The following is a 22,266-nucleotide window of genomic DNA, read 5'->3' as shown; positions in this document are numbered from 1 at the left end:
ATTTTATTTCTTAAAAGTTCCGATTATCTGAAGTTTAACATCTTTCACTTTGAAGTTCGGGATTTTCTTTTTCTTAAAATATTCTTCAATCATATCATTCAACTGATCATCAAAGAAATCCTCTATGCGTTCGGTATCCTCACAATACAAATGATGATGATGATCGAGTATAGCATCATACCTCATCACATCTTTTTCTGTCTTTACTTTTTTGACCAATCCTTTTTCAACAAATGTTTCGAGAGTTTTGTAGATGGTACCAACTGCAATGTTCGGATGATTCTTAATTACATATTCTTTTATTTTATCAGCAGTGGGATGATTCTTTAAATTGTTCAATGCTTCAAGAACAGCAATTCTTTGAGGGGTAACTTTTAAATTGCTGTCTTTTAAATGAATGTCGTGTTTTATTTTTGTCATAAATAAAAATTATTAGATAGGAATTATTCTTATCTAAAAATAAAATTTTATTTATAGAATTTCAAGTTTGAAATCTTGTATCAGCAATTACTGCTTTTGAACTTATTTTTTACCAACGGGAAACCTGGAATAAATTCAGGATACACTTTTAACAGCCCTCTCTTTTCTTTTTCTTTGGCTTGCTGACATTTGACTGTGTATTTCCTTTCGGAGTTGGCAGATTGACTTTTATTTCAGAAACCTGTGTTGAATCTGACTGTGCTGATCCGCCAAAGTATTTACTCATCTCCTTTACTTTTTCAAATTGAACTATCATTTCCTTAGATGTATTAACATCAAGCTTAAACTCCCTTAAAATTATTTGATTTCAGGATGAACCAAGCCTGAGCTGCATTAACATCATCATCAGCATAGAGTATTATTTTTTGATTACGTAATAGTTCAGATTCTGGTAATTGTATTAACGGAATGCTGATAGCTGTGGGAATATAATACTGATTGAATGTTTCTTCATCTCTGACATCAACTAAAGTGAAATCCGATCTGCCTTTTATAATCCAATCAGCGAGTTCGAGTGATCTTATTTTATCAGAATTATTAACAGTCGAAAGAGCGACATCTTTCATATTCACTTTCACATGCGATCCGGAATATGGACTCCCTGCGAATAAAGCAATGATACCAAAGGTTAATGCAGTGAACGCAAGTTTTTTCTGAGTATTCATATTGATGAAAAATTTTTTCATAAACTGTTCTCCGGATTTTTATCTGCAAATTTTTTCTCTGCCCATTCAGCGGCTGCAAATGCACCAAGCGCCATCGCAACTACGAAAAATACTACAACACCATAAGGCAAATTAAAATATTGCGGTAGTGTTAAACTTCCCATATTTGTTGAGTAATAAAAATTCTCGATCAAAGGAAAGATTTCACCAAAAACAAATATTCCGGCAATCACTCCAAACACAAACATAAAACCATCAAGTCTTCCGGTGGCAGCAGAAACAAGTGAAGTTCCGGGACAATAACCACCAATGATAAAACCTAAACCAAGAATAAATCCACCAATCACTTGAGGAAGAATAAAGGTTTCGCTGACGTAAACAAGTGACAGATCCATAAATCCTATAACTGAAAGAAAATAAACTCCCAGCATTGCAGTTACGATTGCAGTGAACATCACTTTGAGTACGCGCATATTTGAAAAGTAAAACTGCGCAGCGAGAAGTCTTGCATTACCGAATCCACCACGTTCGAGTGCGAAACCAAAACCAATACCGATGATGAAAGCGAGAATTAGACTTACATCAAAATTAAAATATTCGAATTTGAAAAATGGTGCATTCATGTCCACTGTCTCCTCAAGAAATATGCTGCAGAATATCCACCGGCAAAAACCATCATCATAAATGCCCAGCTACCAAGATTAAGAATTGCACCACCGGATAAAGCCTGACCACTGGTACATCCACGAGCAAGCTTTGCACCGATTCCCATCAATCCACCACCGATAAATGCAAATATTAATCTTTTAGTTGCGGGAATATGTGGACCTTTTTCGATTCCCTTTCTAACTCTTCCTGCAAGTGAACCTGAAATAAATCCACCGGCAATAACTCCAATTACTTCAAAGACAAGCCAATCTTTGAAAGGACTCGTTACTCCGTCGCCAAGATATTCGCTGAAAAATTCATTGTCCTGTGCATGCTCGGGAGCTACTTTGTTAATTCCAACAGATACTAACGTTGTAAGAGCACCTGATGCACCCAATCCTCTGCCCATTATTACATACGCAGCGAGCAATACAAGACCAAGTCCCACGCCAACGAGATATGGATTTGAATAAGGTTGAGATTTTGTCACGACTTTTTCTTCTTCCTTCTCAAAGATGTGTGTTAATTTTTTTACAAGAGTTGTCATAAAAATTTATCTCCGTTATTTAAAATGTGCATTAAACCAATGACTGTATTGTCCGGCTTCGACTATTATGAATCTTAATATCAATCCACCGATGATTACCATTATCGGTGCGATCGGTGTGTGTTTAATTTTATGATTGACTGCAAGAAGTTGTATTCCGAGCGGGATTACTATTCCAAGTGCAATAACAAAAACCCAGAATGCAGGCGCATAAATTCCAGTAAGTAATAGTTGAGCAGCTTCGATATGAGGACGTGCAGAAGACATCAGACCAAGAAACAGCATCACGAAAATGAATAACTCAACTACAAGAAATCCATTATCCGCTTTTGCCAGCAATTCACTTTCAGCTCTGTTCTTTGCTATAAGATGAACGTAAGCAGCAGCAGTTGAAAGTCCTGACACAAGAAATAAAACCCAAAGCAGTGAAGTATTCCACAAAGGACGTGAACCCATAGTGCTGAGTAAAACACCAGTGTATGCACCGAGCATCATTCCAAGTATCATATTCAATATTCCAATATTTTTTATAAAGAACTGATGAGTTTGCAATTTCCCTGCAATATCGCTTAGCTTTGAAAACCTTCGTGTCATCCATGAAGGCGGTCGAATAAGAATATTTGCAATCAAAGCAGGATAAACTAAAATCAGAATCCAGGCGCCCCACGACATCGGTGAAGTAATTTGAAATGTTGTGTACAATCTCCAAACGTATTGTTTGTGTGCAAGATCAAGAAACAAAGAAAACATACCAATTGAAAGAAGTACAAAACTTGTTAATGGAATTGAGTAGCAGGAACAATTACTCTCTTTGTGTCTCCCGCTGAATAAAAAATATCCTGCAATGATCATCATTCCAGCAACCATTCCACCAAGGAATAAATAAACAGGAATTTCCCAGCCCCACATTGTCATCCAGGGATCTACATCAGGATTATGTCTTGTCGTGAATATTTCGTGCATTGTATGTGCTCAGATTAAATAAAAAATATTCGGTTGAGTTCCGGCATCAGGAATTAAAGTATGATATTTTCTTGCATTCAAAAGTTTGCTCACTTCACTGTTAGGATCTTCAAGATCACCAAAATACATACAGTATGTTGGACACACATCAACACAAGCCGGATTCTTTCCCTGTTCAACTCTGTGAATGCAGAATGTACATTTATCAGCATATCCATCAGGATGAATGAAGCGCGCATCGTACGGACAAGCTTCAACACAAGCTTTGCAGCCGATACACTTTTCGTGTGTTACAAGAACAACACCACCAGCATCGTGAATGTGACTTGCGCCAGTCGGACAGCACGAAACACAAGGAGTTTCTGAACAATGATTACATCTTTCAGTTCTGATTTCCATATTGATTTCAGGAAATTTTCCGAATGATTCTGTAATGATCCAATCCCTGTTGTAACCTTCGGGAACATTATTTTCAGTTTTGCAAGCAACTACACAATCGTTACAGCCAACGCACTTTCTTGTATCGATTACCATTCCATATCGCGGCATCTTACACCACCATCTCAAAAGTTACAAAGTTCTCGTTCATTGCAGTCCCTCCCATCAATGGATCAATTTTGTACTGCGTGATAAGTTCTGCATCGCTCGCACCTTTTTTGTAAGTGCTCTTTAGTTGTCTTGATTTCTGACCAAATCCATGAACCATATAAACACAATCTGCTCTGATTCTCTCAGTTGGTTTTACTTTTATTTCGTCAGATATAATTCCATCATAATTTTTAAGTTTGATTTTATCTCCTTGCTTCAATCCATATTGTTCCGCAATATCAGCATTTATCCAGATTTCATTTTCTATCATCATATCACGATGCAAAGGATTTGATTGAGTCTTGCTGAAAGTATGCACTGGTGCTCTTCCATAAAGAAGTCTGAAAAATCCGACAGGTGGTTCAGGATGTTTTGTAAACTTTGGAACCGGATCAAAACCGGCTTCGGCAAGTTGAGCGGAATAAAATTCTATCTTTCCTGAAGGAGTATAAAATTCCGGTTCAACACCATCTTCAAAGTATATTGGCTGCTCCGGAACTTTGATGATTCCTTTTTCTTTCAACTCTTCAAGCGAATGACCGGCAAGTTTTAATCGTGTATCAAGATATTCTTCAATATTGTTCCAGGCGAAAAAGGAATTCAGCCCAAGTTTCTCACCAAGCTTTTTTGCAATCCACCAATTTGGTTTCTGATCATCTGGTGCTTCAACAACCGGCTGACGGATTCCAACAAATCCTTCTTTGAAAGGCGAAGTATTTAAGTCATCATATCTTTCAAGATAAACTGACTCAGGAAGAACAACATCTGCCCATCCTGCAATTTCACTTGGTACAACATCAACAACAACCATCAAATCGAGATTTTGGATTGCCTGAATAGTTTCTTTTTGGTTTGGTAACGCCTGTAAAAGATTTGTTCCATAGATTATCCATCCTTTTATCGGATATGGCTTGCCTGTTATTGTTGCTTCACGTATGCCATTTGAAATCTGTTCACCTTCTGTAAATGGAAATTTATTTCCAGGATTATCTGCCGGTTCTTTCTTTAATTCCGGGTAATCCGGATATGGATATTTAGGAATTTCAAAACTGTACGGAACATAAAATCCACCTTTTCTTCCCCAGCTTCCGAGCAGTGCATTAAGTAATGCAATGGCACGACTTCTTTGTGCATCATCACCATACCAGGTTACGTGTCTTCCCGGATGAATAAGAGTTGCAGGTTTGTATCTAGCCATTTCTCTTGCTGTTTCTCTGATAGCATCAGGATCAATTCCTGTTTCAATGTATGCCCATTCAGGAGTGTAATGCGAAATTTCTGCCGCAAAATTTTCAAATCCAAATCCGTACTTGTTCACATAATCAACATCATAGAGTTTTTCATTCACAATTACACTCATCCACGCAAGAAGAAGAGCCAGATCTGTTCCGGGTTTAATCGATAAATAATATTTTGCTTTACCTGCAGCGACCGAAAATCTTGGATCGACAACAATTATTGATGCACCTTTTTCAACTGCTCTTGAAAATTCCTGCACTTGTGTATTGTGCATATTTTCACCAAGATGAGAACCGATCAGTACAAGGCATCTGGCATTTTGAATATCTGTTCTTTCAGGTGATCCTACTATATCACCAAAAGTAAGTGAAAATCCAGTTTCTCTTGGTCCACGACATTGAGCAAATGATGGAGCACTTTCGTTCGGACTTCCGAAAGCATGCATTAAGTGCTTTAAGAAAGTTCCACCTATTCCATGGCTGAATAAAGCCAAAGCTTCCGGTCCATATTCAAATTTTATCCTGTTCATTTTTTCAGCGATGTAATCAATGGCTTCACTCCAGGTAACTGCAACCCACTTTTCTTCACCGCGTAAACTTTTTCTTATCAAAGGAGTTTTTAATCTTTCTGGGTCATAGTGTGCACCAACTCCACCTGTTCCTCTTGGACATAATCTTCCGTTACTCAAAGGGTCATCGGGATGCCCTTCGACTTTCCAAAGTTTTCCATCTTTTACGTATGCCATGACACCGCATTTCCAAAAACATAAATCGCAGTAAGTTGAAATTTTCCTTATACCTTTTTCGTTTCCTTTATTAATCTTATTAGAAGCAGTAACAAAAGTTTTTGCTGTACTGGCTAGTACTGCAGCAGTCGCTATCGTTGCACTTGAAATTTTCAGGAATCGTCTTCTCGATAACGAATTCATTCTCTTCCCATCAATTTATTTCGAATAAAATTTTTAATGCTTTCACATTCACCATAATCTTTGTACACTGAACAGTTTCGGCAATCTTTCGATGCACAAACTGTTGCTTCTCCCTTCATTGACCAGCAAGGTCCTGAGTGTGTCAGGTATGCACTGCACCTGCTTCTATCTTCTTTGCTGCAGCTTATTATTTCCCAGCATGGCATCATCGAATAAATAGTCTTTATTCCACTGATGCTTATTTTGGAATCATTGATTGCTGACCTGATACATTCGATTCGTTTGATATCTGATTGAGAATAAAGTCGATGACTTGATGACTTTTTGAAAGGAATAATTAAATTTTCTTTTTCATACATTCTGAGAGTATGAACAGATATGTTCAGCAGTTTTGCCGCTGTCCTGATCGGGTAAATCGGTTCGTTATTGGTTATTTCCATATCAAAATAGCAACTTATTTAAAGTTGATATTTATAAATATCAACTTTGCTGCCACACCAAAAATTCTTATTGCAACAACTTTTTAGAAGAGTGAAATTCATTTTTTTCATATACAAGAAAAATCAAATGCACATTTCTAAATTTTTGGAATGATTAGCACAAGAAACTATTTAACGCAAGAAAGAGATAATTTGACTTTATAATTTTATTGGAGATAAGTTTAACTGATAGGTTTGAAAATCATTCTTACAACTTTTGGAACGGATTCTTTTTCATAGTTGAAGACTGTGATATTATCCGGCACGTTTAGAATTCAAACTCTATAATACATAAATTAAATTGATTTGAAACTTTATAGAATCTGATTCATCAAACGTTAAAAATAATTATTGATCTCAATACGAAATATATTCCATGTCATACGAAGTAAAAGATTTTCAAAAAAATGTGCTGGAAAAAAGTTATGAGAAACCAGTACTTGTAGATTTTTGGGCTGAATGGTGTCAACCGTGCAGATTGATTGGTCCAATTCTGGAAAAACTTGCTGATGAAAACAAATCTGATTGGGAACTTGTCAAAGTTGATACTGATAATAATCAGGAAATTGCTTTAAGATATGGTGTTCGTGGAATTCCAAATGTTAAACTTTTCAGGAATGGTGAAGTGATAAATGAATTCACAGGCGCACTTCCGGAATCTGCTATTAAGGATTGGCTGAAGAAATCAATTCCAAGCAAATTTGCTGAACAGATAGAACACGCAAAAATTTTGCTCAAAAATGGAAACGGTTCCGATGCAAAACTTATTTTGGAAGATGTGCTGAAAGGAGATGTGAATAATGGTGAAGTTAAGGTACTGCTCGCTAAAATACTTCTATTTGAAGATCAGAAAGAAGCATTAAGACTTGTTCAAAATATTGATGGCAATTTGAGTAACATTGAACTTGCAGAATCAATCAGATTCATTGCAGAGTTACTGAAGTGTGATACAAAAACACTTCCAGTTTCAGAAGTAAAAGAAAAATATATAACTGCAATTGATTGTATTAGAAGGAAAGATTTTGATTCAGCTCTGGAAAAATTTATTGATGTAATCCGGAATGACAGAAACTATGATGATGATGGAGCCAGAAGAGCTTGTATCGCAATTTTCAAATTTCTTGGTGAAGATCATGAAATAACTATTAAACACAGGCGAGATTTTGGCAGCGCACTTTATGTCTAAAATTTCCTGTAATGATAAAATTGTTCAAGAGATTGCGGATTAGCCAATGCATCTTTATTGTCAATTTCTTCACCATTGAGAATTTTTGAAACTGCTATCTCAACTTTTTTTCCGCTGATGGTTCTTGGTATTTCTTTTACTGCAAATATTTCAGATGGAACATGTCTCGGCGTAGCTTTTGATTTTAGTTCAGATTTTATTTTTTCTATTAAAGTATGATCAAGTTCAATTCCTTCATTCAATGTAACGAACAAAATCACCTTTTCATCTCCATTCCATTTTTTACCAACAGCCAGACTATCATGAACCTCATCTATTTCTTCAACTATTCTGTAAATTTCTGCTGTTCCAATTCTCACTCCACCCGGATTCAATGTTGCATCTGATCTGCCATAAACTTTTATTCCGTTGTTTTCAGTTATTTCTATGTAATCACCATGTGTCCAGATTCCAGGATACTTTTCAAAATATGCTTTTTTATATTTCTCACCAGTATCATCTTCCCAAAAGTAAACCGGCATTGAAGGAAATGGTTCTTTACAAACCAATTCTCCTTTTTTACCAACAACCGATTCTCCGTTCTCATCGAATGCTTCCACTTTCATTCCCAGACCTTTACACTGAATTTCACCTGAATAAACCGGAAGTATTGGATTACCGAGCATGAAACAAGAAATAATATCTGTTCCACCTGAAATAGATGAAAGCTGCAAATCTGATTTTACATTTTTATATGCCCATTCAAATGTTTCTTCAGGAAGTGGTGAACCTGTTGAAAGAATGGTATTAAGTTTTTCAAGTTTAAACTTTTCTTTCGGAATAAAATCAGATTTTGTAAATGTTGAGAGATACTTCGGAGATGTACCAAATACTGTAATTTTGTGTTGTTCAATTTTTTCCCAGAGTATTTCTATCTTCGGATGAATTGGACTTCCATCATATAAAAAGATAGTTGCTCCCACTTGTAAGGAACTCACAAGCCAGTTCCACATCATCCATCCACAGGTTGTATAATACATGATCACATCACTTCTCTTTAAATTTGTATGTAGGAGAAGTTCTTTAAAATGTTGAAGTAAAGTACCACCAGCACCGTGAACCATACACTTGGGAAGTCCTGTAGTACCCGACGAATACATTATATAAACCGGATGATTGAAGGGCAGTTGTTCAAAATTGATTTGATTTGAATTCTTTATAAGTAATTGTTTAAAATTCAACCAATTAAACTGATTAATTTCATTATTATTCTGGCTTGCTGATGCAATTCTAAGTTCCTGAAACCTTGATATCCAAATAATCTTTTCAATAGCAGGAAGAAGTTGAACAATCTTTTCCACTTTTGTTCTGGAGTTGATGATCTTCCCATTGTATTGGTACTCTTCAATTGCAAATAATAATTTTGGTTTCACCTGACCAAAACGATCAATGACTCCCTGTATTCCGAAATCCGGGGAGCATGATGTCCATATTGCACCAAGACTCGTTGCTGCCAGCATTGCAATGATTGTTTCAGGAATGTTTGTAACAAAACCAGCAATTGTATCACCTTTTTTAACACCTAATTTCTTCAATCCAAAACTGCAAGCTGTTACCAATTCATTAAGTTCTCTATACGTGAGCTTGATATCAGGCTGATCTTCCCTGCTGCTGATTAAAGCAATGTGATCATCATTAAATCTTAAAAGATTTTCAGCAAAATTAAATTCGGAGCCTTCAAACCATTTTGCACCGGGCATAATTCTTTTATCTAGAACTCTTTCGTACGATTTTGAATGTATTATCCCGCTGAATTTCCAAATAGATTCCCAGAATATTTCAATTTCAGTTACTGACCATTTGTGTAAAGCAGAATAATCGGAGAATGTAAGTCCATGCTCCTGTTCAAGGAATGTAAAATATTTTGTAAAGTTTGAATTCCTGATTCTATCTTCTGAAGGAATCCAAAGTGGTTTTGATGAACTCATAATATTAAAAAACTCACTGGTTAGGTGAGTTAAGTTACTGCCTGATATTATTTTTGTTTATTTGATTATCCCTGCGTAAAGTGCTGCTTTCCATGCAGCATCTATATCATTATTTGCTAAAGCAGCTTTGGCAGATAATTCAAGAAGTTCCTTTTGTTTTTCTTTAATTAGTAAGGCTGCTTTTAACATTTTTTTATAGTCGTTCAATTTTTGGTATCTTAAAAACGCTTCATAACCTTCTTCAAATGCTTCAACTTTTTCTCCATCTATTTTAAGAATAAACGATTCAACCTCTTCTGACGTCGGGATCGATTCTATATTTCCAAATTTTCCAAGATCATTTGCAGAATATATTTCAGACTTTTTGATATGTTCTGGTATCTGATCAATTCCGATGCATTTTTTATTTCCAGGCTGTTTAATGCTAAACAGATCGGAACCGGCTCTTGAATAAAAATCTCCAGACATCCTGGCAACAAGGTCAATTTTGACTGGATCGATAATTCCATTCGTAAACAAATCTTCAGCAACATGGAACTTAAGCACTTCACAAATTGCCATGTTAGCAGATGCACCACCGTTTCCAAAACTTTTTAACTCTAGCAGCTTACATTCCATTTGAAAAGGAGATTCTTTAACTCGCTTCGGTTTCACGATATCAGAATTAACTGGTGTTAATCCTGATTTTATGAACTCGTCAGTATTCGGTGGGTACTCGGTTGATGCAAGACTAACTTGTTCAATCATCGAATAAGTGACGGATTGAACTACACATTCTTTAATCTCAGTAAGATTATAATAAGTGTCTTTTAAAGTAGCATCTCTTCCTCGTCGTGATGGAGAAAATGCCACTATCGGAGGATTCGCACCGAATGCATTGAAAAAAGAAAATGGAGTTAGATTATTAATTCCATCTTTGGAAATTGTCGATACGAGTGCAATTGGTCTCGGCGCAACTCCGCCAAGAAGTAATCTGTGAACTTCGGGTACAGATAAATCTTTTGGTTCGTAATGAAGCATCAGGAAATTTTCTTTTTCTTTGTCAGAATTGACCTGTTTTTCTTTGTTTTTTGGATTGTGTTTTTGAGAACGCCAAGCCCTGTTATTTCCAATTCAATTTCATCGTCATCTTGAAGCCAAATTGGTTTAAAGTCTTTTCCCTTTTCTTTAGCTTCGATTGCCCAGGTTCCATTTAATTCAAGATAACATCCAGTTCCAACTGTTCCAGAACCAATTACATCACCAGGATACAATCGAACACCATAAGAAGCTCTTTCTATTATTTCTGCAAACGTCCAGTTCATATCTTTCATATTTCCATCGGAAATTTGCTTACCGTTGTGCTTGGCTCTCATCCGCAGATCGTATTTATTTCCAAACTCGGTTAATATTTTATAAGGTTCCAGTTCATCTGGTGTTACAAGCCAAGGACCGATACTGGTTGCAAAGTCTTTCCCTTTTGCCGGACCAAGATTTAACTTCATTTCCTCCATTTGTAAAACTCGTGCAGAGAAGTCATTCATAATTGTGTAACCTGCAATGTATTCGTCAGCTTCTGATGATGAGATATTCTTTCCTTCTTTCCCAATAACTATTGCTGCTTCCAGTTCAAAATCTAATTGTCGAAGATGATCATCTTCTACTCTTATCTCACCTTCCCCAAAAATCGCATTATGATTAGTAAAATAAAAAACAGGATATTGATCGAACTCAGGAATCATCTCAACACCGCGATTTCTTCTGGCTGTCTGAACGTGTTGACGAAATGCATATCCATCTCTGCAAGAAGCAGGATTTGGGATTGGTGCAAGTAATTTCAAATTAGTACCATCAACAAATGAAGTTATCTTTCCTTCTTTAATTGCTTGTTCAACCTGTCGTGCCATTTTCATAAATTCATCACCACCACGAAGAAATCTTCTCATTCGATTTGGTAATTCAAATCCCATTCCGGCAGCACACTCCTGCAGATTATATATTTTTCCATCAACAAATAATCCAAGTCTATCTTTTTTCTTTGTAGTGTATGATACGAGTTTCATAAGTATAAGGTAATATGGTATAGGTTATAAGGTATATTATATAATTTTTGATTTAACAAAATTTATAAATCCATTTAAAATAATTTTGGTTTCTTCAATTAATTTTTCACCTTCAAGTTTCAATTCGATTTGAATATATTTTAAATCAAAGCAACTTAATAAATGATCTTTTAATTCATGCAATGAGCCCTTGATATTCTGTAAAACTGAATACCTTCCTGATAATGATATCGTCCATATCCTTCTGAAATATTAGAAGTAGTGCTCACAGATGCTTTTCTAATTTGAGAATCTAAATTATATCTTTCTTCCTTCGGCATAAAGGAAGAACCTTATCGTAAAAAATAATTTTACTTCACGACACTTCTTCCAGGCTTCTAATGTTGTGAAGTCTTTCTTATTATTATAAAATTCAATAGGTTCATTCACTGCATTATCGTATTCATTCAATATATATGCTTTTTTATTGTCAAGCATTATTTCCCAATCTAAAATTCCTCACACTTTATTTCCTTATAGCTTATTTCCCTATACTTATCAACCCTTCTCAAGCCAGGACTGACTATACTTTTCTGCCATTGTTTCTTTAACATTTTTTGTTACATGCAATGGTTGAAATGTGTCTATCATAACTGCATATTCATCAGTTTCTTTTTTGCCGATTGATGCTTCTGTTTTTCCTGGTTGCGGTCCGTGTGGAATTCCCATTGGATGTAGAGTAATTGATCCTTTCTTAATTCCCTTCCTCGACATAAAGTTTCCATGCACATAATAAAGCACTTCATCGCTGTCAACATTTGAATGATAATACGGTGCAGGAATTGCATCCGGATGAAAATCATAAAGTCTTGGTACAAAGTTACAAATGACAAAATGCTCAGTTGTGAATACGAGATGAATCGGCGGAGGAAGATGAATCTTGCCAACTTTAGGAGCATACTCCTTTATATTGAAAGTATATGGATAAAGAAATCCATCCCATCCAACAACATCGTACGGATGATGAGGTACTAAATAATTAAAAAATTTGTTTCTGACTTTTAACACTATTTCAAATTTCCCTTTTTTATCAACTGGTTCCATGAATTCCGGAACTTTGAAATCACGTTCATAGTATGGCGCATCCTCTGTGAGTTGTCCATATTCATTTCTGAAATGTTTTGGAATATCGAAAGGAGTAGATGATTCGATTATGAATAATTTCGCCTTCTTATAATTTTTGAATTTGACCTGATACGTAGTCCCTTTTGGGATTACAATATAATCCCACTCCTGGAAAGGTAGTCGTCCGTACTCCGAAAGTAAATCGCCGGTTCCCTGGTGAACAAAAAGAATTTCGTGAGCGTAACTATTCCTGAAAAACACATCAGTATCTTCAGTTGGATTTGCAGTTGAGAGAACACAGTTATCATTCTTCAGAAATTCATTCCTCGATGTAAGAAAGTTTCCTTCTGTTTTTTTATTGTCAGTAAAGAAATGATAATATTGTAATGGTGCGTCAGGCCAATCTATTGCTTTGCCTGGTTTCATCGCTGTAATTTTTTCAACCTGCGGCGGCATATAAAGATGATATTTATTTGAATAAATTCCTGAAAAACCTTTAGTGCTGAAAAGTTCTTCCCTGTATAGCGATTTACCATCTTCTTTATAAAAAGTGACGTGTCTTTTTGGCGGGACTTTCCCTACTTTAACATAAAACGGCATTTAATACCTCCAAAATAATTTTTTGTGATCATACATTCATACAAACATACTATCATACGAAAAGAAGCAAAGCTGAATTACTGTATGAATGTATGCTTTTATTTTTTATCCAGACTTCCTCTCATTGCCTGATCTCTTTCAATAGATTCAAACAAAGCCTGGAAGTTGCCCTGTCCAAATCCTTGAGCACCTTTTCTTCTTTGAATTATTTCATAGAAAAAAGTTGGTCTGTCACCAATTGGTTTTGTGAACAACTGAAGTAAGTAACCTTTTCCTTCAATGTCACAAAGAATTCCGTGATGCTTTAATTCATTTATATCCTCGGTTACGTCGAATCCTCTTTCCTTCAAAGTATCATAATATGTATCAGGAACGGAAAGAAATTCCATTCCGTTTTTTCTCATCGCTGCAATAGTTTTGATAATATCATTTGTAATAACAGCTACGTGCTGAATTCCTGAACCAAGATATTCATCAATGTATTCTTCTATCTGAGATTTTTTCAATCCTTCATAAGGTTCGTTGATAGGATTTTTAACTGCAGGACCTTCAGTTGATCTGACAACTTTCGAAAGCAGTGCTGAATATTGAGTTGAAATATCACCGGGACCAAAATCAATAAACGTTTCAAAGTTGAGAGTTTTATTAAGATAATTTACCCACAAATCCATTTCATTTACACGAACATTTCCAACTATATGATCAATAGCCTGCAGACCAGTATCTTCAGTTACAATTTCAATTTTCTGAAACGGTTTCCCATAACCGGGTTTAAATATTCCTTTATAATTTTCTCTGTTCACAAAAACAATTTCTGCATCATCATATAACTTCAAAGCTGCTTCTTCCACATAACCATTTTCATTTTCAGTTTTGATTGGTTCCCATGCAGGAATTGCTCCATTCTTAATTGCTCCATCAAATGCTTTTTGAACATCTTTGACTTTTAATGACCATCTTTTAACTCCATCACCATGTCGTTCAACAAAAGTGTGAATTTGATATTGACTTGGATTGATTGCAGAAGTGACGACTATCCTCAGATTATTTTGTTCGAGATAATAAGATACTTTTCCTTTCACTCCTGTTTCAGGTCCTGAATAACCAACGATCTTCATCCCCATTGCTTTTGCATGCCAGTAAGCCCACATTTTTGCTGAGCCAACGTAAAACTCAACATAATCATATCCCAGCAAACCTAATTGTTCTGCCATTTTTAAACTCCTGATAAATTTAATAGAAGTGGAAATTTTATTTCAAATTTAAGCGATTTATCCTTTACAGCAAAACAAAGATAAGAAGAAATAAACTTTCACAAAATAAAAAATTCAACTACCTAAATCGAATCAAGTAATAGAAACCTGCTGACATTTACCGAATCACTTTTCTCAAGATTTTTGTACTTGTATTTACATTCCAGTAATAAAGGACAGATCGAGCAAATCGGTTTGGATGACTTGCAGATTGCTCTTCCAAGATTAATAAGATTCGTATGAAACTGATGAGCAATTCCATCCGGTAAATGTTTATTAATGATCTCGAATGTTTTTGCTGGAGATGAAGTTTTAACGATACCAATCCTGTTCAATGTTCGATGAACGTGCGTATCAACAGGACAAATATTTCTATCAAGTGAAAAAAGCAAAACACAACTTGCTGTCTTCACTCCAATCCCTTTTATTGAAGTTAATTCATCCAAAATATTTTCATCGCTCATCTCAGTAATATAGCCCAAATCAATTTTACCGTTCCGTTTCTTTAGTGTTTTAAGAAAACTCAGTATTGCAGATGATTTCTGTTTTCCCAATCCGGCAACTCTGATAACTTTTTCTAATTCGGATTTCGTAAGCTCAGCAACTTCACTCCAGCTTTTATATTTCTTTTTTAAATTCTGATAAGCCTGATATGAATTTTTATCATTGGTGTTTTGAGAAAGCACTGTTGCAATTAGAGTATTGATGGGATCAGGAAGTTTCTTTGATCTTTTAGGGATTCCGAAGTGTTTTACCAGCAGTTTATTTATCTTTTTTATTTTGTCTTTCAATACCACATAAAATTTATTTATTACTTCGCTAAAGTTAAATTCGATTATTCAATTACCAAATATTTATCTTTACACATTCTTTAGAATATTTTTTAAATAACAGAGGTAAATTAATGGCTACGTTGATGAGCAGCATTTCCGGCATACGGGGAATTGTGGGTAATGGTTTGGATCCGGAAATAATTATTAAATACACTAAAGCTTATGCTGAATTCATCGGTTCGGGAAAAGTTGTTATTGGACGAGATGCAAGAATTACAGGTGAGATGGTAAATCAAATTACTACCGGAACTTTATTGGCAAAAGGTATTGATGTTGTTGATATTGGCATCTGCCCCACTCCGACAGTTCAGTTCAATGTAAAAAAACTTAAAGCTCAAGGTGGGATTGCAATTTCAGCAAGTCACAATCCGAATGAATGGAATGCATTAAAATTGTTAAACGGCACCGGGCAATTTCTTTCACCGGCAGAATATGTTCAAATGCAAAAGTTTTTAGCTGATGGTCAATCAAATTATAAATCGTGGGACAAAATTGGGAAGTGGACGGAATATTCTAAAGGAATTCAAAATCACATCGATGCCATTTTCGATTTGGGAATAATTTATGTCGAGGAGATAAGAAAGAAACGATTCAAAGTCTTGGTTGATTGTGTCAATGGCGCCGGAGCTTACATACTTCCCGATTTCTTAAAAGAATTTGGTTGTGAAGTCATCGAGATGAATTGTGAGAAGACAGGTATTTTTCCAAGAACTCCGGAACCTCTTCCTGAAAATCTAATAGAGACAATGAAAAGAGTTAAATCTGCAAAAGTTGATTTCGGAATTGTTGTTGATCCTGATGTTGATAGATTGGTTTTAATTTCAGATAAAGGCGAACCATTCATTGAAGAAAATACAATTACACAAATAGTTCAATTCATTCTTTCAAGAAAAAAAGGAAATGTAGTTGTTAATCTTTCCACAACTCGTGCGGTTGATGATATAGCTGCAAAATACGGATGTTCAGTATTTCGTTCACCAGTTGGTGAAGCAAATGTCGTCAAGAAAATGAAAGAAGTTAATGCTGTAATCGGTGGTGAAGGAAGTGGTGGAATTATTTTCCCCGAATTGCATTATGGCAGAGATGCTTTGGTTGGAATTGCTCTGACACTTCAATATCTGTCAGATTACGGAAAATCAATTTCTGAATTAAAGAAAGAACTTCCGCAATATTTCATCGTTAAAAAGAAAATTGAAGTAACCAAAAATCCGGATGAAGTAATCAGTAAATTGACTGATAACTTTTCAAATCAAAAAATTAATACTGAAGATGGATTACGAGTTGATTTTGATGATCATTGGGTGCATTTCAGGAAATCGAACACTGAACCGATTGTTCGTATAATTGTCGAGGCGAAGTCAGAGTCAAAGGCGGAAGGATTGTCTAAAAAATATTTTAATGATATTACCAAACTATCAAGTAAAATTTAATTTGGACTATTTAAGCTATTGATTCGTAATACTAAAATCAGACTGAAAGATTGTTTCACTTCGTTCGCAATGACGTTAGAATAACTTTTCTCTTTTCTGAATGTAACGAAGTAATGCTTTATCGTAGGGATCAGATGTTTCAATCAGGTTGTAATCAATATTCGAGTTTAGACATTCCGATTTAATTTTATTTGTGAATTCATTCATAGCTTCGCGATATGCTTTTTGAATCTGATATGGCTGCGTCGTTAATTCATCTCCTGTCTCTAAATCTTTAAAGATTGCATCCTTCCCAAAAGCAAAAGTTTTTTCCATCGGGTCTAATATCTGAAAGACGATCACCTCATTTTTTTTATAGCTGAAATGCTTCAGAGCTTTGAGGACAGAATTTATATCATCAAAAAAATCTGATATTATAACAACGAGTCCTCTTCGTTTTAACTTTTCAGCGCCTTCACTCAAACTTTCGGCTGTGTTTGTTTTTTCTGATGGAATGACATTGATCAGACTTTTTAAAATCTCCTGAAGATAGGCTCTGGAAGATTTAGGAGGTAAAAATTTATTTATCTTTTCTGAATACAATGTCAATCCAACAGCATCCTGCTGATGAATCATTAAATAGCTTAATGCCGCAGCAAGCGTAATTGAATAATTGAGCTTGGAAATATTTTTTTCAGAACTATAAGCCATTGAATTACTTGTATCAAGAAAAATATAGCTTCTGAGGTTTGTCTCTTCCTCGTACTGTTTTATAAAATACTTTTCAGTTTTACCAAAAACTTTCCAGTCAACATCTTTTAAATTATCTCCCTGCATATAAGCGCGATGTTCCGAAAATTCAACACTGAAACCATGGTATGGACTTTTGTGCAGCCCAACCATAAATCCTTCGACAACTAATCTTGCTTTTAATTCAAGTGAGTTAAGTTTAGAGATGAAGGATGGATGAAGATAATTCTTAAAGTCCTGAACTGGTTTATCCATTATTTTTCTTTCGCCATATTCTTCATAAGAATTTCTTCAGGAGAGAGACCCATATTATCAAGTTCAGCTTGTGCTGAGGCTGCAAGTTCATCATTTGGATATTCCACAAGAAACTGTTTGTATAATTTTGTAGCTTCATCATAGTTTTGAAGTTCGTTTGCGTTGATGAATCCTGCCATAAATAATCCTGAAGGCGCGAAAGTGCTTTTTGGATAATCTGAATGCAGTTTCTTAAAGAGTTCAATTGCTTTTTCGAGATTTTCTTTTTCAGAAAGACTTTTTATTAATTTGTTCTGATACAAACCAGCGAGTTGAGATAAAGCTTCGGGGGCTAATTCACTATCAGAATGGTCATTTACTATTTCTTCGAAAGCAATGACAGCTTCGGGGATTTTATCCAGCTTTAGATTTTGCTGTGCTTCATCGAAGAGTTCTTTATCTGATTTCTTGGAAGAGCAGCCAATGATGAAAAATAATGAAAGTAAAACGATAAACGATTTCATTTTATGCCCATTTTATTATTGAATCTGGGTAAAATTATGATTTTAGAATTCAACAAACAATGAATGATTTTTGCATAAAAAAAGCCAGCTTGTATTTCAAAGCTGGCTTCTTAATTATACTATTAAACCAAAATTATTTGGTTAATATCATCTTCTTCATATCTATAAAATTGCTTCCGTCAACTCCGGTTGCTTCTATTCTGTACAGGTAAACTCCTGAATTCAGTGAGGAAGCATCGAAATCAACACTGTGTCCACCAGCAACGAGGTTGCCGTTTACAAGAGATGCAATTTCCTGACCAAGTACATCAAATACTGTCAAGTTAACTTTTGAATCAACTGCCAGTCTGAATGAAATCTTTGTGCTTGGGTTGAATGGGTTTGGATAGTTCTGATCCAAAGCAAATTCAACTGGTGCTGGAACATCAACTTCAACAATACTTGAATACTCAAAAGTTCCATTGAAGTCAACTTGTTTAAGTCTGTAGGAGTATGTTCCAACATTAACGGTTCTGTCACTATAGCTATATGTCTGTGTTTCGGTTGTTGTTCCGTGACCTTCAACAAAACCGATTGTTATGAATTCACTGCCATTACTTCTTTGAACTTCAAATCCCTGATTATTTGTTTCTGTAGCAGTTGTCCACTGTAATTCAGCAACTCCAACATTTGCAGATGCTGTAAATGAAGATAATTCAACTGGAATTGTACCACCATATAGTGCAAAAGATTGATCTGTACCAGCAGCTTGTATACAGGTTTGAATATTACCCCAGGCAGAACAAGCAGTTGCAAAACCACCACCTGGATTTTGCCATGCTGCTACACTCGGATACGAACCACCGACTTGGTTCCAATACCATTGTCCGGCAGGAGTGAAATCCATTCTGCACTGAACAGAAACCCAATACACACCTGGAGTCAACACAGCGGGAGTTGCAAGTGTTATTGTAAATAAATCCGTTCCATTAAATACGAAAGCTTGACTTAATCCCGTATATACTAAAGTACCAGGTAATCCACTACTATTACTGTAAAAATAAACATTAAAACCGGCAGCGGGACCACTAGCACTATATTGACCTGATACAACTACCTGATCTATCGACCATCCCGGTGCTGGAACCGTAAAATCATCTGCAGCTTGACAATCGAATGCATCGTTAGCTGCTTCAAAATCTTGCGAAGCATATCCATTTGTTGTACCACCGGTGGTTTGATCATACAATAATGCCATACTGCCATCAACTTGCTGAGGAAAGAAATTGGATTTATGATGCAAGTTAATTTGAGCTAAACTGTTCGTTACAAAAAACGAAAAAATAAGAAATAGGATTGAAAAGAATTTAGACATGAGGTCTCCTTAATTGGTGAATAGATTTGTTGATTAAAAAAAACCCTATAAACCTGTTGGAAATATAAAAATAATATTTAATAATCAAAATTTTTATATAAAATAAAAAAGCCAGCCTGTATTTCAAAGCTGGCTTTATAAAAAGAAATTATTAAACCAATTTTACTTAGTTAATATCATCTTCTTAACATCTACGAAATTGCTTCCGTCAACTCCTGTAGCTTCTATTCTGTATAGATAAACTCCTGAGTTTAATGATGAAGCATCGAAGTCAACACTGTGTCCACCAGCAACTAAGTTGCCGTTTACAAGTGATGTAACTTCCTGACCAAGAATGTCGAATACTTTCAAACTTACTTTTGAATCAACTGCAAGTCTGAATGCAATCTTTGTGCTTGGGTTGAATGGGTTTGGATAATTCTGATCCAAAGCAAATTCAGCAGGTACAGCTACTTCAACTTCAACAACATTTGAATACTCGAATGTTCCATCGAAGTCAACTTGTTTTAATCTGTAACTATATGAACCTGTTCCTACTGTTTTGTCTGTGTATGAATATGCATTAGTTTGAGTTGTTGTTCCGTGTCCTTCAACGAATGCGATTGTTTCGAATTCACCGCCGGCACTTCTTTGAACTTCAAATCCACGATTGTTTGTTTCAGTAGCTGTTATCCAGTTTAATTCAACAGCACCCAAATTTGCAGTTGCTGTAAATGAAGTTAACTCAACTGGAATTGGATCTGATCCATAAATGCAGATATTGTCAACAGCCCACCACCAATCCCATCCTGGCTGAACTGATTTAAATCTGATCATAAAATTACTGAGTGCAACTAATGTACTCATATCTCGTATTTCGTGAGTATTTCTAACGTCAACCTGATCAAATGTTAATACGTTTAACCACGTTGTTCCACCATCAACACTCACATCAACATAAGCAAAATCTGCATTATCAATTGCCTGCCAGTCATTGTCAAATTCCAGCCAAACAGTTTGATAAATACTTGCATCAATTGCATTTGTTAAAGTTGCTGTGGTTAATACAGTAGTTCCGCTTCCGCAATCATCGGCATCGGCAGCAAATACACCGCCTGTTGCAGTTGGTGGAAGTGTGTAAGTGTTCGGATAAGGAGGTGTGAAAATTTCCCATACACAAGTTCCGCCGTCATTTGTTATAGTCCAATTTCCTGTACCTGATTCGAAAGCATCACAAAACAGATTTACAATATTTGGATCTGGTATCGTAGTAAATGTCCAGGTTGGACCGGCTGTTCCGCAAGTATCATTTTTACATATAACATACCAGCCATAGTCAGTCAGATAGTCCAATGGTTCAACAGAAGTTAAAGGGTACGACGAAAGAGCCGCACCAGTATAAATCTGAGCTAAATTTCCAACTTCACCAAACCAAACTTCTACTTGTGTTGTTCCAGCAGAATTTGTCCAGCTTAATGTATTACCACTAATTGGAATATCAATTGCACCATTTGCAGGTGTTGGATTTGTTGGTGCGGTAACTGGACATGGAGGACCACTATTTCCAAATATCATAAATGGCATTCCTTGTGGAAATGTACCATCTAATGCTGCGCCCCACACTCCAGCTAAATTCTGCAAAGCATCGCCTGTAGTTGTTTGACCAACAATTGAAATCGGTGGAGCCCAAGGACCAGAAGCTAATGAACCACCATATTGCCATTGTAACCAATAAGTGCCTGCGGTCAGTACTAAAGCAGGTGAAAATTGAATCACAACCCTCATTATTGGACGGTTACTAGCCAATAGATCTGTATCAATGGACCGATAAATATTAGTCCAGCTTGTTGAACTTAAACGGTTAGTTGTCATATCACCGTAAATCACAGAGCCGCCTCCATTTGGCGGACCATTCCAAATCTGGAGTCGAACATCATTTATAGTTGAGGTAGTAGTGGAACCAGTTTGATAAGTGAAAAACTGAATTTCATCAATCGCCCAATCAGCACCAGCAATTGTAAAATCATCAGCCATAGAATTGTTCGCGCTAATTTGAGCACCGAATCCATAAACTGTCAATGATATTGCAGTTTGGAGTGCACTTGCATCTGCTCCACCAAAGCCGCCTCCCGGATGAGTAGTCAAAGGACCATTATCATAAAGAAGAACAAGGTCGCCAACATAAGGCGTTGGAACATTTTGACCATCGGGAGTTTTTTCTTTTGGTACTGGACCAAAGTATGAATCCTTATCACTACCCGCTAAAGATTGAGCGATAAGAATACCCGAGAAAGAAAAAGAGAAAAGAAGTGCAAAAACATAAGTATAAATTTGTTTAAGCATAAATCCTCCAAGTTATTTGTTGATAGATATATTGATTAAAGTATGCACTTACAACTATAGAAAACCCAGACATTTTTTTCCTGGAGTTAATCAATAATTATTTAGTGAATCTATAATTAACGCTTTCTGAATCAAAATATAAACAACTTAT

At 35.7% G+C, this 22,266-nt stretch carries 23 protein-coding genes; 2 read left to right on the top strand and 21 right to left on the bottom strand.

The genetic code is table 11. The annotated features are described in order from the left end of the window. Positions 1–3: 3 nt before the first annotated feature. The 9 genes from HND39_14205 to HND39_14165 form a co-directional block, all read right to left on the bottom strand. Positions 4–420: a transcriptional repressor gene (locus tag HND39_14205; GenBank protein QKJ97346.1), complete on the bottom strand. Its 417-nt coding sequence runs from the start codon at positions 418–420 to the stop codon at positions 4–6. A gap of 148 nt (positions 421–568) precedes the next feature. Beyond that, positions 569–736 (bottom strand): hypothetical protein, encoded by a 168-nt coding sequence (locus HND39_14200; GenBank protein ID QKJ97345.1) that lies wholly within the window; start codon positions 734–736, stop codon positions 569–571. Between the two features lie 25 nt (positions 737–761). Then, the gene (locus HND39_14195; protein ID QKJ97344.1) at positions 762–1,166 is read right to left on the bottom strand and encodes a rhodanese-like domain-containing protein; all 405 of its coding nucleotides are present in this window, start codon (positions 1,164–1,166) and stop codon (positions 762–764) included. Continuing rightward, on the bottom strand, positions 1,163–1,768 hold the full coding sequence (locus tag HND39_14190) for a YeeE/YedE family protein (protein QKJ97343.1): 606 nt from the start codon (positions 1,766–1,768) through the stop codon (positions 1,163–1,165). Before HND39_14190 ends, HND39_14195 begins: the two co-directional genes overlap by 4 nt. Next, complete coding sequence (locus tag HND39_14185) at positions 1,765–2,340, bottom strand: YeeE/YedE family protein (protein QKJ97342.1); 576 nt, start codon at positions 2,338–2,340, stop codon at positions 1,765–1,767. Before HND39_14185 ends, HND39_14190 begins: the two co-directional genes overlap by 4 nt. 15 nt (positions 2,341–2,355) lie before the next feature. Beyond that, a complete protein-coding gene (gene nrfD, locus HND39_14180) occupies positions 2,356–3,303 on the bottom strand; it encodes a polysulfide reductase NrfD (GenBank protein QKJ97341.1) in 948 nt (315 codons plus the stop codon). A 9-nt stretch (positions 3,304–3,312) separates the two neighbouring features. Beyond that, the gene (locus tag HND39_14175) at positions 3,313–3,852 is read right to left on the bottom strand and encodes a 4Fe-4S dicluster domain-containing protein (GenBank protein ID QKJ97340.1); all 540 of its coding nucleotides are present in this window, start codon (positions 3,850–3,852) and stop codon (positions 3,313–3,315) included. 1 nt (position 3,853) lies between these two features. Then, the gene (locus tag HND39_14170; protein QKJ97339.1) at positions 3,854–6,058 is read right to left on the bottom strand and encodes a molybdopterin-dependent oxidoreductase; all 2,205 of its coding nucleotides are present in this window, start codon (positions 6,056–6,058) and stop codon (positions 3,854–3,856) included. After that, on the bottom strand, positions 6,055–6,498 hold the full coding sequence (locus HND39_14165) for a MerR family transcriptional regulator (GenBank protein QKJ97338.1): 444 nt from the start codon (positions 6,496–6,498) through the stop codon (positions 6,055–6,057). Before HND39_14165 ends, HND39_14170 begins: the two co-directional genes overlap by 4 nt. A 415-nt stretch (positions 6,499–6,913) precedes the next feature. Between HND39_14165 and trxA the strand changes: the two genes are divergently transcribed. Continuing rightward, positions 6,914–7,723 (top strand): thioredoxin, encoded by an 810-nt coding sequence (gene trxA, locus HND39_14160; GenBank protein QKJ97337.1) that lies wholly within the window; start codon positions 6,914–6,916, stop codon positions 7,721–7,723. On the opposite strand, the gene HND39_14155 is transcribed toward trxA, so the two are convergent. The 8 genes from HND39_14155 to HND39_14120 all read right to left on the bottom strand — a co-directional run bounded on the left by HND39_14155 (position 7,720) and on the right by HND39_14120 (position 15,480). Continuing rightward, entirely contained in the window at positions 7,720–9,690 is a 1,971-nt protein-coding gene (locus HND39_14155) for an acetoacetate--CoA ligase (protein QKJ97336.1), read from the bottom strand. The genes trxA and HND39_14155 overlap by 4 nt on opposite strands. 57 nt (positions 9,691–9,747) lie before the next feature. Next, positions 9,748–10,710 (bottom strand): flavin reductase family protein, encoded by a 963-nt coding sequence (locus tag HND39_14150; protein QKJ97335.1) that lies wholly within the window; start codon positions 10,708–10,710, stop codon positions 9,748–9,750. Further along, positions 10,710–11,732, bottom strand: coding sequence for a fumarylacetoacetate hydrolase family protein (locus HND39_14145; GenBank protein QKJ97334.1), 1,023 nt, complete (start codon positions 11,730–11,732; stop codon positions 10,710–10,712). Before HND39_14145 ends, HND39_14150 begins: the two co-directional genes overlap by 1 nt. Before the next feature lie 170 nt (positions 11,733–11,902). After that, complete coding sequence (locus HND39_14140; GenBank protein ID QKJ97333.1) at positions 11,903–12,052, bottom strand: four helix bundle protein; 150 nt, start codon at positions 12,050–12,052, stop codon at positions 11,903–11,905. Then, positions 12,030–12,182: a hypothetical protein gene (locus HND39_14135; protein QKJ97332.1), complete on the bottom strand. Its 153-nt coding sequence runs from the start codon at positions 12,180–12,182 to the stop codon at positions 12,030–12,032. The genes HND39_14140 and HND39_14135 overlap by 23 nt, the downstream gene beginning before the upstream one ends. Before the next feature lie 87 nt (positions 12,183–12,269). After that, positions 12,270–13,436 carry a homogentisate 1,2-dioxygenase gene (locus HND39_14130; GenBank protein ID QKJ97331.1) on the bottom strand — a complete coding sequence of 389 codons (1,167 nt, stop codon included), beginning with the start codon at positions 13,434–13,436 and terminating at the stop codon, positions 12,270–12,272. A gap of 98 nt (positions 13,437–13,534) precedes the next feature. Further along, complete coding sequence (hppD, locus tag HND39_14125; protein QKJ97330.1) at positions 13,535–14,650, bottom strand: 4-hydroxyphenylpyruvate dioxygenase; 1,116 nt, start codon at positions 14,648–14,650, stop codon at positions 13,535–13,537. A 122-nt stretch (positions 14,651–14,772) separates the two neighbouring features. Continuing rightward, positions 14,773–15,480 (bottom strand): endonuclease III, encoded by a 708-nt coding sequence (locus HND39_14120; protein ID QKJ97329.1) that lies wholly within the window; start codon positions 15,478–15,480, stop codon positions 14,773–14,775. A 113-nt stretch (positions 15,481–15,593) separates the two neighbouring features. On the opposite strand from HND39_14120, the gene glmM reads away from it, so the two are divergent. Continuing rightward, on the top strand, positions 15,594–16,952 hold the full coding sequence (gene glmM, locus HND39_14115; GenBank protein QKJ97328.1) for a phosphoglucosamine mutase: 1,359 nt from the start codon (positions 15,594–15,596) through the stop codon (positions 16,950–16,952). A 75-nt stretch (positions 16,953–17,027) separates the two neighbouring features. Here the strand turns inward: glmM and HND39_14110 are convergent, their stop codons facing one another. The 4 genes from HND39_14110 to HND39_14095 form a co-directional block, all read right to left on the bottom strand. Further along, positions 17,028–17,936: a DUF58 domain-containing protein gene (locus HND39_14110; protein ID QKJ97327.1), complete on the bottom strand. Its 909-nt coding sequence runs from the start codon at positions 17,934–17,936 to the stop codon at positions 17,028–17,030. After that, the gene (locus HND39_14105) at positions 17,936–18,439 is read right to left on the bottom strand and encodes a tetratricopeptide repeat protein (protein QKJ97326.1); all 504 of its coding nucleotides are present in this window, start codon (positions 18,437–18,439) and stop codon (positions 17,936–17,938) included. Before HND39_14105 ends, HND39_14110 begins: the two co-directional genes overlap by 1 nt. Positions 18,440–18,572: 133 nt before the next feature. Then, positions 18,573–19,793: a T9SS type A sorting domain-containing protein gene (locus HND39_14100; protein QKJ97325.1), complete on the bottom strand. Its 1,221-nt coding sequence runs from the start codon at positions 19,791–19,793 to the stop codon at positions 18,573–18,575. A gap of 162 nt (positions 19,794–19,955) precedes the next feature. Continuing rightward, on the bottom strand, positions 19,956–22,115 hold the full coding sequence (locus tag HND39_14095) for a T9SS type A sorting domain-containing protein (protein QKJ97324.1): 2,160 nt from the start codon (positions 22,113–22,115) through the stop codon (positions 19,956–19,958). Positions 22,116–22,266: the final 151 nt, after the last annotated feature.

This window comes from Ignavibacteriota bacterium (assembly GCA_013285405.1).
Classification (GTDB): Bacteria; Bacteroidota; Ignavibacteria; order Ignavibacteriales; family Ignavibacteriaceae; genus IGN2.
Note: the sequence above shows the minus strand (reverse complement) of the source record. Positions and strands in the feature narration are given on the sequence as shown.

Coding starts and splice junctions, on each gene's coding strand:
- HND39_14205 (QKJ97346.1), bottom strand. CDS start 420: ATGACAAAAATAAAACACGACATTCATTTAAAAGACAGCAATTTAAAA.
- HND39_14200 (QKJ97345.1), bottom strand. CDS start 736: ATGATAGTTCAATTTGAAAAAGTAAAGGAGATGAGTAAATACTTTGGC.
- HND39_14195 (QKJ97344.1), bottom strand. CDS start 1,166: ATGAAAAAATTTTTCATCAATATGAATACTCAGAAAAAACTTGCGTTC.
- HND39_14190 (QKJ97343.1), bottom strand. CDS start 1,768: ATGAATGCACCATTTTTCAAATTCGAATATTTTAATTTTGATGTAAGT.
- HND39_14185 (QKJ97342.1), bottom strand. CDS start 2,340: ATGACAACTCTTGTAAAAAAATTAACACACATCTTTGAGAAGGAAGAA.
- nrfD (QKJ97341.1), bottom strand. CDS start 3,303: ATGCACGAAATATTCACGACAAGACATAATCCTGATGTAGATCCCTGG.
- HND39_14175 (QKJ97340.1), bottom strand. CDS start 3,852: ATGCCGCGATATGGAATGGTAATCGATACAAGAAAGTGCGTTGGCTGT.
- HND39_14170 (QKJ97339.1), bottom strand. CDS start 6,058: ATGAATTCGTTATCGAGAAGACGATTCCTGAAAATTTCAAGTGCAACG.
- HND39_14165 (QKJ97338.1), bottom strand. CDS start 6,498: ATGGAAATAACCAATAACGAACCGATTTACCCGATCAGGACAGCGGCA.
- trxA (QKJ97337.1), top strand. CDS start 6,914: ATGTCATACGAAGTAAAAGATTTTCAAAAAAATGTGCTGGAAAAAAGT.
- HND39_14155 (QKJ97336.1), bottom strand. CDS start 9,690: ATGAGTTCATCAAAACCACTTTGGATTCCTTCAGAAGATAGAATCAGG.
- HND39_14150 (QKJ97335.1), bottom strand. CDS start 10,710: ATGCTTCATTACGAACCAAAAGATTTATCTGTACCCGAAGTTCACAGA.
- HND39_14145 (QKJ97334.1), bottom strand. CDS start 11,732: ATGAAACTCGTATCATACACTACAAAGAAAAAAGATAGACTTGGATTA.
- HND39_14140 (QKJ97333.1), bottom strand. CDS start 12,052: ATGCCGAAGGAAGAAAGATATAATTTAGATTCTCAAATTAGAAAAGCA.
- HND39_14130 (QKJ97331.1), bottom strand. CDS start 13,436: ATGCCGTTTTATGTTAAAGTAGGGAAAGTCCCGCCAAAAAGACACGTC.
- hppD (QKJ97330.1), bottom strand. CDS start 14,650: ATGGCAGAACAATTAGGTTTGCTGGGATATGATTATGTTGAGTTTTAC.
- glmM (QKJ97328.1), top strand. CDS start 15,594: ATGGCTACGTTGATGAGCAGCATTTCCGGCATACGGGGAATTGTGGGT.
- HND39_14110 (QKJ97327.1), bottom strand. CDS start 17,936: ATGGATAAACCAGTTCAGGACTTTAAGAATTATCTTCATCCATCCTTC.
- HND39_14105 (QKJ97326.1), bottom strand. CDS start 18,439: ATGAAATCGTTTATCGTTTTACTTTCATTATTTTTCATCATTGGCTGC.
- HND39_14100 (QKJ97325.1), bottom strand. CDS start 19,793: ATGTCTAAATTCTTTTCAATCCTATTTCTTATTTTTTCGTTTTTTGTA.
- HND39_14095 (QKJ97324.1), bottom strand. CDS start 22,115: ATGCTTAAACAAATTTATACTTATGTTTTTGCACTTCTTTTCTCTTTT.